The sequence below is a fragment of the Isoptericola maris genome, from assembly GCF_048065335.1.
In the GTDB taxonomy this organism is placed as follows: domain Bacteria; phylum Actinomycetota; class Actinomycetes; order Actinomycetales; family Cellulomonadaceae; genus Isoptericola; species Isoptericola rhizosphaerae.
Genome location: NZ_JBLUNY010000005.1, coordinates 160,439 through 176,981, shown reverse-complemented (window position 1 = coordinate 176,981; position 16,543 = coordinate 160,439). Strand labels below are relative to the sequence as shown.

At 73.7% G+C, this 16,543-nt stretch carries 18 protein-coding genes; 17 read left to right on the top strand and 1 reads right to left on the bottom strand.

The genetic code is table 11. The annotated features are described in order from the left end of the window. The first annotated feature begins 86 nt into the window (after nt 1-86). The 17 genes from ACH5HR_RS09955 to ACH5HR_RS09875 all read left to right on the top strand — a co-directional run bounded on the left by ACH5HR_RS09955 (nt 87) and on the right by ACH5HR_RS09875 (nt 15,774). Nucleotides 87-1,373, top strand: coding sequence for an ammonium transporter (locus ACH5HR_RS09955; RefSeq protein WP_402375424.1), 1,287 nt, complete (start codon nt 87-89; stop codon nt 1,371-1,373). Then, on the top strand, nt 1,370-1,708 hold the full coding sequence (locus ACH5HR_RS09950; protein ID WP_106268146.1) for a P-II family nitrogen regulator: 339 nt from the start codon (nt 1,370-1,372) through the stop codon (nt 1,706-1,708). Before ACH5HR_RS09955 ends, ACH5HR_RS09950 begins: the two co-directional genes overlap by 4 nt. A 177-nt stretch (nt 1,709-1,885) precedes the next feature. Beyond that, nucleotides 1,886-3,652 carry a [protein-PII] uridylyltransferase family protein gene (locus ACH5HR_RS09945; protein WP_416477643.1) on the top strand — a complete coding sequence of 589 codons (1,767 nt, stop codon included), beginning with the start codon at nt 1,886-1,888 and terminating at the stop codon, nt 3,650-3,652. Between the two features lie 44 nt (nt 3,653-3,696). Then, the gene (ffh, locus tag ACH5HR_RS09940) at nt 3,697-5,331 is read left to right on the top strand and encodes a signal recognition particle protein (RefSeq protein WP_416477642.1); all 1,635 of its coding nucleotides are present in this window, start codon (nt 3,697-3,699) and stop codon (nt 5,329-5,331) included. 20 nt (nt 5,332-5,351) lie between these two features. Further along, on the top strand, nt 5,352-6,464 hold the full coding sequence (locus ACH5HR_RS09935) for an amidohydrolase family protein (RefSeq protein WP_402375418.1): 1,113 nt from the start codon (nt 5,352-5,354) through the stop codon (nt 6,462-6,464). A gap of 245 nt (nt 6,465-6,709) precedes the next feature. Continuing rightward, nucleotides 6,710-7,129: a 30S ribosomal protein S16 gene (rpsP, locus tag ACH5HR_RS09930; RefSeq protein ID WP_416477640.1), complete on the top strand. Its 420-nt coding sequence runs from the start codon at nt 6,710-6,712 to the stop codon at nt 7,127-7,129. Then, a complete protein-coding gene (locus tag ACH5HR_RS09925) occupies nt 7,129-7,368 on the top strand; it encodes an RNA-binding protein (protein ID WP_416477638.1) in 240 nt (79 codons plus the stop codon). The genes rpsP and ACH5HR_RS09925 overlap by 1 nt, the downstream gene beginning before the upstream one ends. A gap of 105 nt (nt 7,369-7,473) precedes the next feature. Then, entirely contained in the window at nt 7,474-8,037 is a 564-nt protein-coding gene (gene rimM, locus ACH5HR_RS09920) for a ribosome maturation factor RimM (RefSeq protein ID WP_402375413.1), read from the top strand. Between the two features lies 1 nt (nt 8,038). Next, nucleotides 8,039-8,920, top strand: a complete 882-nt coding sequence (trmD, locus tag ACH5HR_RS09915; protein ID WP_416477637.1) for a tRNA (guanosine(37)-N1)-methyltransferase TrmD — start codon at nt 8,039-8,041, stop codon at nt 8,918-8,920. 141 nt (nt 8,921-9,061) lie between these two features. After that, complete coding sequence (gene rplS, locus ACH5HR_RS09910; RefSeq protein ID WP_402375409.1) at nt 9,062-9,418, top strand: 50S ribosomal protein L19; 357 nt, start codon at nt 9,062-9,064, stop codon at nt 9,416-9,418. 108 nt (nt 9,419-9,526) lie between these two features. Next, nucleotides 9,527-10,339 (top strand): signal peptidase I, encoded by an 813-nt coding sequence (gene lepB / locus ACH5HR_RS09905; protein WP_402375407.1) that lies wholly within the window; start codon nt 9,527-9,529, stop codon nt 10,337-10,339. Then, nucleotides 10,336-11,166 carry a ribonuclease HII gene (rnhB, locus tag ACH5HR_RS09900; protein WP_416477636.1) on the top strand — a complete coding sequence of 277 codons (831 nt, stop codon included), beginning with the start codon at nt 10,336-10,338 and terminating at the stop codon, nt 11,164-11,166. The genes lepB and rnhB overlap by 4 nt, the downstream gene beginning before the upstream one ends. 7 nt (nt 11,167-11,173) lie before the next feature. Next, a complete protein-coding gene (locus tag ACH5HR_RS09895) occupies nt 11,174-11,473 on the top strand; it encodes a DUF2469 domain-containing protein (RefSeq protein WP_106268126.1) in 300 nt (99 codons plus the stop codon). Nucleotides 11,474-11,604: 131 nt separating this feature from the next. Beyond that, nucleotides 11,605-11,961 (top strand): YraN family protein, encoded by a 357-nt coding sequence (locus ACH5HR_RS09890; protein ID WP_402375402.1) that lies wholly within the window; start codon nt 11,605-11,607, stop codon nt 11,959-11,961. Beyond that, nucleotides 11,958-13,499 (top strand): YifB family Mg chelatase-like AAA ATPase, encoded by a 1,542-nt coding sequence (locus ACH5HR_RS09885; protein ID WP_402375400.1) that lies wholly within the window; start codon nt 11,958-11,960, stop codon nt 13,497-13,499. The genes ACH5HR_RS09890 and ACH5HR_RS09885 overlap by 4 nt, the downstream gene beginning before the upstream one ends. After that, nucleotides 13,483-14,742 (top strand): DNA-processing protein DprA, encoded by a 1,260-nt coding sequence (gene dprA / locus ACH5HR_RS09880; RefSeq protein WP_416477634.1) that lies wholly within the window; start codon nt 13,483-13,485, stop codon nt 14,740-14,742. Before ACH5HR_RS09885 ends, dprA begins: the two co-directional genes overlap by 17 nt. Nucleotides 14,743-14,829: 87 nt before the next feature. Continuing rightward, nucleotides 14,830-15,774, top strand: a complete 945-nt coding sequence (locus ACH5HR_RS09875; RefSeq protein ID WP_416477632.1) for a tyrosine recombinase XerC — start codon at nt 14,830-14,832, stop codon at nt 15,772-15,774. A gap of 66 nt (nt 15,775-15,840) precedes the next feature. On the opposite strand, the gene ACH5HR_RS09870 is transcribed toward ACH5HR_RS09875, so the two are convergent. After that, nucleotides 15,841-16,386: a murein hydrolase activator EnvC family protein gene (locus tag ACH5HR_RS09870; protein ID WP_402375395.1), complete on the bottom strand. Its 546-nt coding sequence runs from the start codon at nt 16,384-16,386 to the stop codon at nt 15,841-15,843. Nucleotides 16,387-16,543: the final 157 nt, after the last annotated feature.

Sequence of the window (16,543 nt, the reverse complement as noted above, 5' to 3'; positions counted from 1 at the left end):
GGTAACACGACCTCCGTCCAGTGGAAACGCCGCGCCGACACGGTTGTCCCCGACCGGCCACACGGGCTGGCGAGGGGAGTGACACGATGGAGCTGGATACCGGAGTGACCGCGTGGATGCTGACCGCAGCATCGCTCGTGCTCCTGATGACGCCAGGCCTGGCGTTGTTCTACGGAGGCATGGTTCGTGGCAAGTCCGTCCTGAACATGATGATGATGTCGTTCGGCGCCATGGCCGTCGTCGGCGTCATCTACGTCCTGTGGGGCTGGTCGATGTCCTACGGCACGGGCGTGGGGGCTGAGGGCTACTCGCTCTTCGGCAACCCGTTCGAGCAGTTCGGGCTCGGTGGGGGCGCCGTCCTCGACGACGCCGGTGAGTGGGTCGTCGACGGCATCCCGACGATCGTCGACGTCGGCTTCCAGGCGACGTTCGCCATCATCACCGTCGCGCTCATCTCGGGCGCCATCGCCGACCGCGTGAAGTTCGGGACGTGGATGGTCTTCGCGGGCGTGTGGGCGACGCTGTCCTACTTCCCGATGGCCCACATGGTCTGGGGCGGCGGCCTGCTGTCCGACGCGGGTCCGTTCGTCTTCGGTGACGCCGCACCGATCGACTTCGCGGGCGGCACGGTGGTGCACATCAACGCCGGTGTCGCCGCGCTCGTGCTGGCACTGATCGTCGGCAAGCGCAAGGGCTTCGGCACCGACGCCATGCGACCGCACAACCTGCCTCTGGTGATGCTGGGCGCGGCGCTGCTGTGGTTCGGCTGGTTCGGCTTCAACGCCGGCTCGGCCTACGGCGCCGACGGCGCTGCCGGCCTCGCCTGGGTCAACACGACCACCGCCACGGCCGCCGCGATCCTCGGCTGGCTGATCACGGAGAAGCTGCGTGACGGCTCGGCCACCTCGCTGGGCGCCGCGTCGGGCGTCGTGGCCGGTCTGGTCGCCATCACCCCGGCCGCCGGTGACGTGTCCCCGGTCGGTGCGATCGCCATCGGCGTGGTCGCCGGGGCGCTGTCGGCCGTCGCGGTCGGCCTGAAGTTCAAGCTGGGCTTCGACGACTCCCTCGACGTCGTCGGGATCCACCTGGTCGCGGGTCTCTGGGGCACCGTCTCCCTCGGCTTCCTCGCGACCGAGACCGGCCTGCTCTACGGCGGCGGCATCGAGCAGCTCGGCGTCCAGGTCGTCATCGCGCTCGTCGCGGTGGTCTTCGCCGGTGTCGTCACGCTGGTCGTGGGCCTGGCGCTCAAGGCCACGATGGGCTGGCGCATCTCCGAGGAGGAGGAGGTCAGCGGCATCGACCTCGCCGTCCACAGCGAGACGGCGTACGAGACGATCCAGCAGGGTTCCGTCATCAAGGAGGTCCGAGCATGAAGCTCGTCACAGGCGTCATCCAGCCCCACCGTCTCGACGACGTGAAGTCGGCCCTCGAGGCCGCCGGCGTCCGTGGCATGACGGTCAGCGAGGCCAGCGGCTACGGCCGGCAGAAGGGCCACACCGAGGTCTACCGCGGTGCCGAGTACACCGTGGACCTCGTCCCGAAGGTCCGCATCGAGGTCCTCATCGCCGACGAGGACGCCGCCGCGATCGTCGACGTGGTCGTGGGCGCGGCCCAGACGGGCAAGATCGGCGACGGCAAGGTCTGGACGGTCCCGGTCGACGACGTCGCGCGGGTCCGCACCGGCGAGCACGGCGACGCCGCGCTCTGACGCCGATGCCCGACCTCCCTCCCACGGGCGGCCCCGCACGGCCCCACGACAGGGCCCCGCACCCCGGCACCGGGGTGCGGGGCCCGGGCGTGGGGCTGGGCCGGCCCCCCCCGGCGCCCCCCCCCCCCCCCCCCCCCCCGGCCCCCCCCCCCGCCCCCGGGGGGGCGGGGCCCTGTCGTGGGGCTGCGCCAGGCGCTGCTCGCCGCCGCCGCCGACCTCAGCGGCCCCGGGCGCTCCGGCGTCGCCCGCCGAGCCACGCTCCAGCAGATCGTCACCGAGCGCCTCTCCGAGCTGTACGCGGAGGCGACGGCGGGCGTCGAGCCGGCGGGCATCGCGCTGGCGGCGGTCGGCTCCCTGGGGCGCGGTGAGCTGGGACCGCTGTCCGACCTCGATCTCGTGCTGGTGCACGACGGCCGCTCGCACAAGCCGGCCGAGCTGGCCGAGGTCGCCGAGCGGCTCTGGTACCCGCTGTGGGACTCCGGGGTCGACATCGACCACGCCGTGCGGTCCCTCAACCAGACCCGGCAGCTCGCCACGCGCGACCTTCCTGCCGCCGTCGGCTGGCTCGACGTGCGGCCCGTGGCGGGGGACGCCGTCGTCGTCCACCGCGCCGCGTCGGGGATCCTCACGGACTGGCGCTCGGCGTCCCGCCGGCGGCTGCCCGAGCTGCTGTCCGGGGTGCGAGAACGCGCCGAGCGCTCCGGCGAGCTGGCGTACCTCGTCGAACCGGACCTCAAGGAGGCGCGGGGCGGCATCCGCGACGCGGTCGTGCTGTCCGCGCTCGCCGCGACGTGGCTCACCGACCGGCCGCACGGACGCGTGGACACCGCGTACGCCCACCTGCTCGACGTGCGGGACGCCCTGCAGGTCGTGACACGGCGGCGGTCGACCCGCCTGCTGCTCGCCGACCTCGACGAGGTGGCCGCGCTGACGGGGCACGACGACCCCGACGAGCTGCTGGCGAGCCTGGCCGCGGCCGGTCGCGAGATCTCCTTCGCGCTCGACTCGACCGTGCGCCGCGCCCGCCAGGCGCTCCAGCGCCCCGCCACGCGCAAGCCCGTGCTGGTCCGGGGACGGCGGCAGCCGCCACGGCTGCGGTCCGTGGGAGAGGGCCTCGTGGAGCACGACGGCGAGCTCGTGCTGGCGGTCACCGCGCAGCCGGCCGAGGACCCGCTGCTGTCGTTGCGTGCCGCGGCCACGGCGGCCCGGACGGGTCTCGCGCTGTCGCCCGTGACCGTGCACTCCCTGGCCGAGTGCCCACCGCTGCCCGAACCGTGGCCCCGCGCCGCCCGTGGGCACCTGCTCACCCTGCTCGGTTCCGGTTCCGCGCAGATCCACGTCTGGGAGGCTCTCGACCTCGCCGGAGCGGTGACGACGTGGATCCCGGAGTGGGCGGACGTGCGCAACAAGCCGCAGCGCGCCGCCGTCCACCGGCACACCGTCGACCGCCACCTCGTCGAGACGGCCGCGCTCGCGACGGCGGTGCGCAAGCAACAGCTCGCCCGCGGCGTCGCCGCGCCGGACCTGCCCGCGGACCTGCTGCTCGTCGCCGCGATCCTGCACGACATCGGCAAGCGACGGCGTCCTGAGGCGTCGGACCACTCCGCGGAAGGGGCGCGCATCGTCCCGGCCGTCGTGCGGCGCATGGGCTTCGACGAGCCGTTCGTCGCCGACGTGGCGACGCTGGTGCGCCAGCACCTGCTGCTCGCGGAGCTCGGCACGAGCGCCGACCCCGAGGACCCGGCGACGGTGCGCAGGCTGCTCGAGGGCATCGACCACCGGCTCGACCTGCTCGAGGTGCTGCGCGCGCTGACCGAGAGCGACGCCTCGTCGCTCGGCCCCGCCGGGTGGACCGGCTGGCGGGCGAGCTTGGTCGACCAGCTGACCCGGGCCGCGCGCACCGCGCTCACGGTGGCGTCCGGGACGACCGGAGGGGGCCGGTAGGCTAGGGGACCGCACTTCATCCACCCCGCGAAGAGGACCACCTGGTGTTCAACTCCCTGTCGGACCGGCTCACCGCGACCTTCAAGAACCTGCGCGGTCGGGGACGGCTCTCCGAGGCCGACATCGACGCGACCGTGCGAGAGATCCGCCGCGCGCTGCTCGACGCGGACGTCGCCGTGCCCGTCGTGCGGCACTTCACGGCGGCCGTGCGCGAGCGTGCGCTCGGCGCGGAGGTCTCGGGCGCGCTGAACCCGGCGCAGCAGGTCGTCAAGATCGTCAACGACGAGCTCGTGACGATCCTCGGTGGCAGCACCCGGCCGCTGCAGCTCGCGAAGAACCCGCCGACGGTCATCATGCTCGCGGGTCTGCAGGGTGCCGGCAAGACCACCCTGGCGGGCAAGCTTGCCCTCGCCCTGAAGGAGCAGGGGCACACACCGATCCTCGTCGCGGCCGACCTGCAGCGTCCGAACGCCGTGACCCAGCTCTCCGTGGTGGCCGACCGCGCGGGTGTCCCCGTCTTCGCGCCGCACCCGGGCAACACCTCGGACCACGACGTGGCCGACGCCGCTCTCGTGGGAGACCCCGTGGGCGTGGCGCGCGACGGCGTCGCCGAGGCGCGGTCGAAGCAGCACGACGTCGTGATCGTCGACACGGCGGGCCGGCTGGGTGTGGACCAGGTCCTCATGCAGCAGGCTGCCGACATCCGGTCGGCGATCACGCCGGACGAGGTCCTGTTCGTGATCGACGCGATGATCGGTCAGGACGCGGTGACGACCGCCCGGTCCTTCGCCGAGGGCGTCGACTTCACGGGTGTGGTGCTGTCCAAGCTCGACGGTGACGCCCGCGGTGGTGCGGCGCTGTCGGTCGCCCAGGTCACCGGCCGGCCGATCATGTTCGCCTCGACCGGTGAGAAGCTCACGGACTTCGAGGTCTTCCACCCGGACCGCATGGCGTCCCGCATCCTCGACATGGGCGACGTGCTGACGCTCATCGAGCAGGCCGAGAAGGCGTTCGACGCCGACGAGGCCGAGAAGATGGCGGCGAAGGTCGCCCAGGGCGAGGACTTCACGCTGAGCGACTTCCTGTCGCAGATGCAGCAGATGAAGAAGCTCGGCTCGATGAAGAAGATGCTCGGGATGATGCCGGGCATGGCCCAGATGCGCGACCAGATCGAGAACTTCGACGAGCGGGAGGTCGACCGGGTCCAGGCGCTCATCCAGTCGATGACGCCGGCCGAGCGGGAGAACCCCAAGATCATCAACGGCTCGCGGCGCGCACGGATCGCGCGCGGCGCCGGCCAGACCACCGCGGCGGTCAACGGGCTCCTCGACCGGTTCACGCAGGCGCAGAAGATGATGCGCCAGATGTCCCAGGGCGGCGGGATGCCGGGGATGCCGGGCGGCGTGCCGGGGATGCCCGGGATGCCGGGCGGTGGCAAGAAGTCGCGCGGCAAGCAGCAGCCCAAGAAGAAGGTCAAGGGCAAGTCGGGCAACCCCGCCAAGCGGGCGCAGCAGGAGCGTGAGGCCATGCAGCGTGCGCTGGGTGGCGGTGCGAAGAAGTCCGCACCGGCCGGCTCCGCCTTCGGCGTGTCGGGCGGGGACGACCAGCAGTCCGGCAAGGACCTCGAGAACCTGGAGCTGCCGGGCGACCTCGGCAAGCTGCTCGGCGGCGGGCGCTGACGCCCCGGTAGGCTGCCGTCATGTCGGTGCCGCACGTTCCCCTGCACGTCACGGGTCGCATCCTGCTCGACGGCAACCGCGAGGTCGGCGAGATGTGGGTCCGCGAGGGCCGGCTCAGCCTGCTGCGGCCCACGCCGCAGGGCAGCCCTGCCACGCAGATCGAGGGCTGGGTGCTCCCGGGCCTGGTCGACGTGCACTGCCACGTGGGGCTCGACGCCGGCGGGGCCGTCGACGAGGACGCCGCCGTCAAGCAGGCCCTGGCCGACCGTGACTCCGGGGTGCTCCTGGCCCGTGACGCCGGTTCTCCGCTCGACACCTCCTGGGTGGCGCAGCGGGCGGACCTGCCGAGGCTCGTGCGGGCCGGCTCGCACCTGGCCCGTCCCAAGCGCTACCTCCGCCACTACGGCCTGGAGCTCGACGACGTCGCCGACCTCCCGCGCGTCGTGCGTGAGCAGGCCCGTGCCGGGGACGGCTGGGTCAAGCTCGTCGGTGACTGGATCGACCGTGACCTGGGGGCGGAGGGCGACCTGCGCCCGCTGTGGCCGGTCGACGTGCTCACCGAGGCGGTGGCCGCCGCGCACGCCGAGGCCGCGCGGGTCACGGTGCACGCCTTCTCCACCGAGGTGATCGAGGATCTGCTCGCGGCGGGCGTCGACGGCATCGAGCACGGCACGGGCATCACGCCCGACGTGATGCCCGAGATCGCCCAACGAGGCATCCACGTCACGCCGACGCTGCTCCAGGTGGCGCAGTTCGACGCGATCGCCCAGCAGGCCGCCGGCAAGTACCCGGTCTACGCCGCCCGCATGCGGCACATGCACCAACGCCGGTACGATCAGGTCCGGGCGATGTACGACGCCGGGATCCCGCTCCTCGTCGGGACCGACGCGGGCGGCACCATCGACCACGGGCGGATCGCGGACGAGTGCTCCGAGCTGGTCGCCGCCGGGATCCCGGCCGCCGAGGTCGTCGCGATGGCGACCTGGCGGGCCCGCGCCTACCTCGGCCACGGGGCGATGGTGGAGGGCTCCAGCGCGGACTTCGTCGTCTACCCTGCGGACCCGCGCGAGGACGTCGAGGTCCTGCGCCACCCCACAGCCGTCGTCCTGCGCGGACGGGTCGTCGCACCCTGACCGGCGTGCCTTGGTCGTCCCCGTGGCGGTGCCGTGGTCGCGGGGGAGGGTGCCCCCCGGCGCGCTCGGCACGGGTGTGACCGAGCCGAGGTTGGGGAGGTCGCCGGCGTCTGGCACAATAGCGGGGTACTCGGCGTGCCCAGGCCCCTCTCACCTGCGCAGGCCTAGTCCTGACCCACCCACCCGCAGGACCCCACCCGCGCGGTGTCCGGGTCGCACCCACAGAACCAGGAGAGTCCACACCAGTGGCCGTCAAGATTCGTCTGAAGCGCCTCGGCAAGATCCGGGCACCGTACTACCGCGTCGTCGTCGCCGACTCGCGCACCAAGCGTGATGGCCGGGTGATCGAGGAGATCGGCAAGTACCACCCGACCGAGGAGCCGTCGCTCATCGACATCAGCTCGGAGCGCGCCCAGTACTGGCTCGGAGTCGGCGCACAGCCGACCGAGCAGGTCGCCGCCCTGCTGCGCGTCACGGGCGACTGGCAGAAGTTCAAGGGCCTGCCGGGTGCCGAGGGCACCCTGCGGACCAAGCAGGCCGCGGGCGACAGCTCCGCCGCCGTCGAGGCCGTCCACGCCGAGGCCGAGAAGGCCAAGGCGAAGGCTGCCGAGAAGAAGTCCGCCACCAAGGCCGAGGAGTCCGACGAGGCTGAGGCCGAGGCCTGATGCTCGCGGACGCTCTCGAGCACCTGGTGCGCGGCATCGTCGACAACCCGGACGACGTCCAGGTGACGGCACGCACGCAGCGCCGCGGTGACCTGCTCGAGGTCCGGGTCCACCCCGACGACCTCGGCCGGGTGATCGGCCGCGGTGGCCGCACGGCGAAGGCGCTCCGCACCGTCGTCGGCGCGCTGGCGACCGACGGCGCGGTGCGCGTCGACGTCGTGGACGTCGACCGCCGCTGAGCGCCGAGAGCGACGAGCAGCACCGACGAGGCCCGGTCCCGCCACGGGACCGGGCCTCGTCGTGTTCACTGGGCCCTGAGGCCCGACCGACCACGAGGAGTAGACATGGAGCTGGTGGTGGCTCGCATCGGCAAGGCGCACGGCCTGCGGGGCGAGGTGGCGCTCGACGTCCGGACCGACGTCCCGGAGGAGCGGTTCGCGACGGGTGCGGTGCTCCAGACGGTCCCGCCCGAGGCCGGACCGCTCACGATCGCCGCGACGCGCGTGCACCAGGGCCGCTGGCTCGTCCAGTTCGCCGAGTCGTCCGACCGCAGCACGGCGGAGGGCCTGCGCGGCGTCGAGCTCGTGGTCGAGTCCGCGGAGTCGGACGAGGAGGACGCCTGGTACCCGCACGAGCTGACCGGTCTGCGGGCCGAGCTGGCCGACGGCACCGTCGTGGGCGAGGTCGTCGGTCTCGAGCATCTGCCCGCGCACGACGCCCTGGTGCTGCGTGAGACCGGCGGCGAGCGCACCCTCGTGCCGTTCGTGCACGCGATCGTGCCGGTGGTCGACGTGCCCGGTGGCCGTGTCGGGCTGACCCCTCCGGGCGGGCTGCTGGCCCGCGACGCGGGCGCCGTCGTCGTCGACCGTGCGGACGCGGCCGAGGCGCCCGACGAGGACGAGGCCTGACGTGCGGATCGACGTCGTCACGATCTTCCCCGACTACCTCGCCGCGCTCGACCTGTCGCTCGTCGGCAAGGCCCGCCGGGCGGGACTGCTCGACCTGCGTGTCCACGACCTGCGGGACTGGACCACCGACCGACACCGCACCGTGGACGACACGCCCTTCGGTGGGGGAGCGGGGATGGTCATGCGGCCTGACGTGTGGGGTCGTGCGCTGGACGACCTCCTGCCCGACCCGTCCGCGGGCGCCAGGACGGACACCGGCGCCGACGCCGCGGCGCGCGGCGCGCACCTGGTCGTGCCGACGCCGTCGGGGGACGTGTTCACGCAGCGGCGCGCCGAGGAGCTGGCGACGGAGGACCAGCTGGTGGTGGCGTGCGGGCGCTACGAGGGCATCGACGCCCGGGTGGCGGAGCGCTACCGGGCCGCTGGGCACCGGGTCAGCGAGCTGTCGATCGGCGACTACGTGCTCAACGGGGGAGAGGTCGCGGCCCTCGTCATGGTCGAGGCAGTGGGCAGGCTGCTGCCCGGTGTCGTCGGGAACCCGCACTCGCTGGTCGAGGAGTCCCACGGCGCGGCAGGCCTCCTGGAGTACCCCGTCTACACGAAGCCGCCGACGTGGGACGGTCGCGAGGTGCCGGAGGTGCTGCTCTCCGGCCACCACGCCCGCATCGACCGGTGGCGCCGTGACCGAGCCCTCGAGCGGACCGCCGCGCGTCGACCGGACATGGTGGCCGCGCTCGACCCCGCCCTGCTCGACGCGCACGACCGCACGGTCCTCGCCGGTCTCGGGTGGCGTGTCGTGCCGGCCGGGGAACCATGTGGCGCGTCTCACGAGACTCCGGACGCTCCTCGACCGGGTCCACGGCTGGAGCGTGTGGCAGAATAGGTCGCTGGTGTGCCGCAGCCCGAACTCTGCCACAGGGGAGACCATCGGGCCGAGGACGGTGCACCACCTCGGACAAGACTTCGGCCCGCCGTGTGCGGGCCCAGAGCTTGCTCTGACCTGTGGCAGGGTGGGGAGACAACCATGAAGACGCTCGACAACGTCGACGCGGCAGCGATGCGCGACGACATCCCGGACTTCCGTGCCGGAGACACCGTCAAGGTCAACGTGAAGGTCGTCGAGGGCAGCCGCTCTCGTGTCCAGGCCTTCCAGGGCGTGGTCATCGCCCGCCGCAACAGCGGCGTGGGCTCGACCTTCACCGTCCGCAAGATCAGCTTCGGCGTCGGTGTGGAGCGCACCTTCCCGGTGCACGCCCCGACCGTCGACTCGGTCGAGGTCGTCACCCGCGGTGACGTCCGCCGCGCGAAGCTCTACTACCTGCGCTCGCTGCGCGGCAAGAAGGCCAAGATCCGCGAGAAGCGCGCTACCCCGGCCAAGTGAGCCGTGGCGGGAGGTCTCCCGCCGAGCGTCCCGACGGGCGGTCCCTCCAGCGGAGGGGCCGCCCGTCGGCGTTTCGCGCTGCGATGTTGCTTCTGGCAAGGTGTGGACGTGGCAGACTCCGACCCTGTGACCTCCGCAGAGCGCCGACCCGAGCCCGAAGGCATGCCGGACCCCGATGCCGTCGACGGGAACGACGCCACGCGATACGGGACGGTTCCCGCCCACGCGGCCGCCCGCCCGGCCCGGTCGGGCGGAGGGATGAGCCTGCTGCGCGAGACGGCGATCATCATCGTCAGCGCCCTGGTCCTGTCCTGGTTGATCAAGACGTTCCTGGTCCAGGCCTTCTACATCCCGAGCTCCTCGATGGAGGAGACCCTGCAGGTCGGCGACCGCGTGATGGTCTCCCGGCTCGTGCCCGACGCCCTGGACGTCAACCGTGGAGACATCGTGGTCTTCAAGGACCCGGGCGGCTGGCTCCCGCCGTACGAGGCACCGGACCGCGGCCCGGTGGGCAACGCGGTGCGGGACGCGGCGACGTTCGTCGGGCTGCTGCCGCAGGACACGGGTGAGCACCTCATCAAGCGGGTCGTCGGCACGCCCGGCGACACGGTGGTGTGCTGCGACGCGGAGGGTCGCGTCAGCGTCAACGGGGTGGCGATCGACGAGACCGAGTACATCGCCCCCGGGGTGGAACCGAGCAGCACCGAGTTCGAGACGGTGGTCCCGGACGACATGGTCTTCGTCATGGGCGACAACCGGCCGAACTCGCAGGACTCGCGGTTCAACACCGGCAAGCCCGGTGGCGGGTTCGTGCCGATGGACAACGTGGTGGGTTCCGCGTTCGTGGTCGTCTGGCCGTTCAACGACGCCCGCATGCTGCGCAACCCCGGCGACGTCTTCTCCGAGGTGCCAGAGCCGTGAGCGTACGCAGCACCCGTCGTAGTCCCACCCTGCGGTCCGAGCGGGCGCTGATCGGCGAGGGTGCGCTGCTGGTGGGCGGCATGGACGAGGTCGGCCGCGGTGCCCTGGCGGGCCCGGTCAGCGTCGGCCTGGTGGTCGTCGACGCCGGTACGAGGACGGCACCGCGAGGACTGACCGACTCCAAGCTGCTCTCGCCCTCGGCACGCGAGGACATGGTGGACCCGCTGCGTCGGTGGGCCGTGGCCTGGGCCGTCGGGCACGCCGGACCGGCGGAGATCGACGCGCACGGCATCGTCGCCGCGTTGCGGCTGGCCGGGCGGCGCGCGCTCGCGCAGGTGCGCCGGACGGCGGGTGACGTCGACGTCGTGCTGCTCGACGGTTCGCACGACTGGCTCAGCCGGCCGCACGCCGACCTGTTCGAGGCGGCGGAGATGGACCCGAGCCGCACGCTCGACGCCCCGGAACCGGGGGTGCGGACCCTCGTCAAGGCCGATCTGCAGTGCTCCTCGGTCGCCGCGGCCAGCGTGCTCGCCAAGGTCGAGCGCGACGGGCTGCTGCGCAGGCTCGCAGCGCAGTACCCCGCGTTCGCCTGGGAGCAGAACAAGGGCTACTCCGCTCCGGCGCACCTGGAGGCGCTCCGTCGGCACGGGGCGACGCCGCAGCACCGGCGGTCCTGGAACCTGCGGGTCCTGGACGACACGACCGTGGCAGCACCAGCGCCGACGGCCGACGCTCCGCCCGCGGCCGCCGTGGCGGAGCCGGCGGTGGTCACGCTGGACGAGGTGAGCGTCGGGTCGGGCGTGCCCCTGCGCTCCCGGGTGGGATGATGACCGCGTGAGTGCCGAGGACCTCGAGAACTACGAGAACGACATGGAGCTCGCGCTCTACCGCGAGTACCGCGACGTCGTCGGGCTGTTCTCCTACGTGGTGGAGACCGAACGCCGCTTCTACCTGGCGAACCAGGTCGACCTGCAGGTGCGCTCGGCGGCCGGCGAGGTGTACTTCGAGCTCCGGCTCGCCGACGCGTGGGTCTGGGACGTCTACCGCTCCGCGCGCTTCGTGAAGTCGGTGCGGGTCGTGACGTTCAAGGACGTCAACGTCGAGGAGCTCGCGAAGGCGGACATCGCCCTGTAGCGCGGGTTCGGTCGTGCCCGCGGGATCGCGCGGCGGCGAGGCCACCCACAGGGTCCGGCGGTCCACGAACCGTCTCGAGACGCCCGCAGCGGGCCCGGAGCCACCGCATCGTGGTGCGCGGAGGTGGTTCCGTGCTGGCCAAGGACGCCGTGGGGCGATACGGAGAGCAGGTGGCTGCGCGCTACCTGACAGAGCGCGGGTACGAGGTGATCGAGCGCAACTGGCGCGGTACCCGCGGTGAGCTGGACCTGGTGACGCGCCGAGACGCCACGATCGTGGTCGTCGAGGTCAAGACGCGTCGCGGGACGGCGTTCGGGCACCCGGCCGAGGCGGTCACGCAGGCGAAGCTCGACCGGATCAGGCGCCTGACGGGGGAGTGGCTGCACAGCCGCTCGGCCCCGCGGTGCGAGGTCCGCATCGATGTGGTGGCCGTCGTGCTGCCGCGCTCCGGTGCGGCACAGGTCGAGCACCTGCAGGGGGTCCTGTGAGCGGGCTGGGCACCACGGCGTCGGTCGCCCTGAGCGGCATGGAGGGCCACGTCGTCGAGGTGCAGGCGCAGCTTGCGGCCTCCGTGCCGGGGTTCACGCTGGTGGGTCTGCCGGACGCTGCGCTCGCCGAGTCCCGGGACCGGGTCCGCGCCGCGGTGCTCTCCAGCGGGATCACGTGGCCGCAGCGCAAGATCACGGTGAACCTGTCGCCGGCCTCGTTGCGCAAGTCCGGCACGGGGTTCGACCTCGCCGTCGCCGTGGCCGTGCTGGCCGGCGCCGGCGTGGTGCCGCACCACGGTCTCGAGCGGGTCGTGCATCTCGCTGAGCTGGGCCTGGACGGGCGCCTGCAACCGGTCCGTGGGGTCCTGCCCGCCGTGGCGGCGTCCGTCGCGGCGGGCTGCGGGGACGTGGTGGTCTCGTCCGCCGACGCGCCCGAGGCGCGTCTGGTCCCCGGTGCGACGGTCCACGAGGCCGCCCATCTGGCAGACGTCGTCCGGCTGCACGGCGGCACGCTGGACCGCGGCCATGGCGTCGTCGCGGTCCCGCGGGTGGGGCCGGCGGTGGTGCGCCGGCCCGAGGGCGACCTGCGGGACGTGGTGGGTCAGAGCGAGGCCCGCATGGCCCTCGAGGTGGCGGCCGCGGGCGGGCACCATCTGCTCATGATCGGGCCGCCCGGGGCGGGCAAGACGATGCTGGCCGCGCGGCTGCCCGGGATCCTCCCGGACCTGACGGAGGCCGAGGCCGTGGAGGTGACCGGCGTGCACTCGGTCGCGGGCACCTTCGACCCTGGTGGCGGGCTCCTGCAACGTCCGCCCTTCGAGGACCCGCACCACACCGCCACGCCCAGCTCGATCGTCGGAGGCGGCACCGGACTGGCACGGCCCGGTGCCGTGTCCCGGGCGCATCGCGGCGTGCTCTTCCTCGACGAGGCGCCCGAGTTCGCGCCCCGCGTGCTGCAGACCTTGCGACAGCCGCTCGAGGCGGGAGAGCTCGTCCTGCACCGTAGTGGTGGCGCGACCCGCTACCCGGCCCGTTTCCAGCTCGTGCTCGCGGCCAACCCCTGCCCGTGCGGGATGGCGAGCACCAACGCCGGGCTCGAGTGCACGTGCACGCCGACGGCGAGGCGTCGCTACGTGGGCCGGCTGTCGGGTCCGCTGCTCGACCGCGTCGACCTCCAGGTGCACCTCGCGGGGCTCACCCGGGCGGAACGCGTGCTGGGTGGGCGCGGCGAGGCATCCGCCGTCGTCGCCGCGCGGGTGGGCCAGGCCCGTGCCGTGGCTCGCGCGCGCTGGTCCGGCACGGGCTGGAGCACCAACGTGGAGCTTCCCGGACCGTGGCTGCGCGGCCGGCTCCGCGGGCAGCCCGGTGTCCTCGCCCAGGTGGAGAAGCAGATCGACGCCGGTGACCTCTCGATGCGCGGGGCGGACCGGCTGCTGCGGGTCGCCTGGACCGTCGCGGACCTGGACGGTCGCGAGGTCCCGACGACGGCCGACGTGGACGCCGCCATGATGTTCCGGACCGGTGAGCGCCGTGGGTGAGCCGTTGTTCGACCTGGAGCCACCGCGTCCGGGCGTCCGGGTCCGCTTCGACATCGACGACCCGCTGCTGGCGGCCGCCGCCTGGAGCCGGCTGGCCGAGCCGGGAGACGTCGTCGCCGGCGCCCTTGTCGCCCACCTCGGGGCTGTCGGTGCGCTCGGCTGGCTGCTCGACGCGGCGACGGATCCGGCCCGGGTGCTGCGAGGGGAGGAGCTGAGCCGGCTGGCGGCGGCGGTGCAGGAGGGCACCCTGCGGCGGCTCACCGACGCAGTCGGGCGCTGGTCGCAGCGTCTGGCGAGCCTCGACCCGCGGCGCGAGCTGCGCGTGCTGCACCAGTACGACGGTGCGCTCCTGACTCCTGCTGATCCCCGTTGGCCGACGTCGCTCGCCGACCTGGGCATCGCCGGACCCTTCGCGCTCTGGGTGCGGGGCGCCGCGGACCTGGCCACCTGGTCGTCCCGTTCCGTGGCCGTCGTCGGTGCTCGCGCGGCCACGTCGTACGGCGAACGGGTCGCGGAGGACCTCTCGGCAGCGCTCGTCGACCGAGGGTTCACCGTCGTGTCCGGTGGCGCCTACGGCATCGATGCCGCGGCGCACCGAGGCGCGGTCGCGGGCGGGGGTGCCACGTGCGCGGTGCTCGCCGGCGGCGTGGACCGCTTCTACCCGCAGGGGAACGACTCCCTGCTGCGCCGGGTGGTCGACTCCGGCGGCGCCGTCGTCAGCGAGGTGCCACCGGGGTCCGCGCCGTTCCGCCAGCGGTTCCTGTCCCGCAACCGCATCATCGCGGCCGTCACGGGCGCCACGGTGGTGGTCGAGGCGGCGCGTCGGTCGGGTGCGCTGTCGACGGCGCGACGTGCCGCCGAGCTCCACCGTCCGGTCGGAGCGGTGCCCGGACCGGTCACGTCGATGGCCTCGGCCGGGTGTCACGGCCTCCTGCGGGACGGCGCGGCGGTCTGCGTCACGGACGCGAGCGAGGCGGCGGAGCTCGCGGGAGCACTCGGGACGGACGCCGTCCCGGCCGGCGCCGGCGACGGACCACAGCAGGACCCGCGGGCGGGACTGGGGCCGGACGAGCTGCTCGTCCTGGACGCGCTGCCGGCGCGTGCCGCCGCGACGGTCGACGCGCTGGCGCGGACCGCCGGCCTGCCGCCGCGCCGGGTCGTGACGGTGCTGGGTGGGCTGGACCGTCGCGGCCTCGCACGGCGCGACGGAGCCCGGTGGCGCGGGGCGGGAGCGGGACGCTGAGCCGGAGGGGCGCGGCGCTGAGCGAGAGCGGCGAAACGCCGCGCCACCTGCGCAGTTGCCACCCCTGGACCCGGCACACTGGCGCTGATGACCAGCCCGGACGTCCCGCCGCTGCCCGCCGCTCTCGCCGACGCGGTGGACAGGTTCACGCGGTACCTGGCGGCCCAACGAGGCCACTCGGCGCACACCCGACGCGCCTACCGGGCTGACGTCACGGGTCTGCTGCGGTACGCCGTGCGGCACGGGGCGTCGGGACTGGACGGGATCGATCTGGGTGCCCTGCGCGGCTGGCTCGGCACCCAGGCCGACCGAGGCCTGTCGCGGGCGACGCTCGCCCGGCGCAGTGCTGCGGCTCGGGCCTTCCTGCGTTGGGCACTCCGCGAAGGACTGATCACCTCCGACCCGTCGGTGCGCCTCGCGAACCCCCGGATCTCCCGGACGCTGCCGACCGTGCTCTCGCCCGAGGCCGCGGCTCTGCTGCTCGACACGGCGCGTCAGCACGCCGACGAGGCAGAAGTCGGGCAGCGGCCGACGGCGCTGCGCGTCTGGGCGGCGGCCGAGCTCCTCTACGGCTCGGGAGTGCGCATCGGCGAGCTCGTCGCGTGCGACGTCCGCGACGTGAACCTCGACGAACGGCTCGTGCGGGTGCTCGGCAAGGGCGGCAAGGAGCGGGTGGTGCCGTTCGGTGTCCCCGCTGCTCGGGCGGTGACCGCGTGGCTGGGCCGAGGGCGGCCGGAGCTGGACCGGGCAGACTCGCCACCGGCGTTGTTCCTGGGCGACCGTGGCGGTCGGTGGGGGCAGCGCCAGGCACGCGAGCAGGTGCACCGGCTCGCCGCCGTCGCCGGGGTCGACGACATCGCTCCGCACGACCTGCGCCACTCCGCGGCGACGCACCTGCTGGCTGGCGGCTCGGACCTGCGGTCGGTGCAGGAGGTGCTGGGCCATGCGGACCTCGGGACCACCCAGCGGTACACGCACGTCGACGCCGAACGGCTCCAGCAGGTCTTCCGCCAGGCATTCCCCCGGGCCTGAACGGCCGGCGTCCCGCCGTTCCCGTTCGAGGTAGGCCTGGAACGGCCCGGTCCGAGGGGGCGCCCGTCACGCGGCGGGCAGGGGCAGCAGCACGATCGGTGACGCCTGGCCGAGCAGTGCGAGCGGGTCGAGGTACGCCGCGCCGCGGCGCACGCCCCAGTGCAGGCATCCGGTCGGTGCGCAGTGCGACGAGCCCGCGTCCGCCGCCACCTGGCCCACGAGCTGGCCCGCCGAGACGCGAGCGCCCACCGCGGCCGTGGCCTCCACCGGTTCGAACGTCGATCGCAGGTCGCCGTGCGAGACGACCAGGACCGGTTTCCCGCCGACCTGGCCAGCGAACGTGACGACGCCCGCGGTGGGCGCGACGACGGTGGTCCCCGGGGGTGCCGCGAGGTCGATCCCCCGGTGCCCCGCGGACCAAGGGCTGGCAGGAGGGTCGAACCGCTCCAGCACGCTGCCCTCCGCAGGCGGCTGCCACGGCCCGGGCAGGCCGCTCGGGGCGGCCTGCACCGTCGCCGTGCCCCAGGTGCTCGCGAGCAGGGTCGCGGTCAGGACGACGACGGACAGGAGGGTGCGGACGGCGAGGCGCGGGGTCCGTGCGGTGTACGGCATGATCCCAGGCTCACCGACCGGCGCCGCCGCGGTGCGGCCCGGCGGGGAGCCTGTGGACACCGCCGGGTCGTGGGTACCGCCCGGGTGAGCCGTGCCACGCCCGTGACCGGTCCGGCCGGAGAACCCCGTCGGGTAGACTTCCTGCTGCGACCAGTGC